1 pseudogene is annotated in these 202 nt (G+C 53.0%); it reads right to left on the reverse strand.

What is annotated here, in order from left to right:
• Positions 1–202, reverse strand: a pseudogene (locus Q3F21_RS27355) (DUF4179 domain-containing protein); the annotation flags it as partial.

The raw sequence follows: 202 nt of genomic DNA on the forward strand, positions 1-202 counted from the left end.
GTTCCTGAATGCCGTAGGTGATGGTCAGCTCCTTGGGCTGCTTCTCAAGGCCGCTTATGAAAAGTGCGCTTTTGAACTGCACTCGTCCGTCTTTGCCGCGGGTGTACTCACCGGCGCCATTATCCATGGAAACACGGTAAACATTGCCTGTCTCGTCTTTTGCTTTCCAATCGGTGATGTTCACGATGTCCTTCGGCAGGGT

Origin of the sequence: Brevibacillus borstelensis (assembly GCF_037834415.1) — a bacterium.
Taxonomy (GTDB): Bacteria; Bacillota; Bacilli; order Brevibacillales; family Brevibacillaceae; genus Brevibacillus; species Brevibacillus borstelensis_A.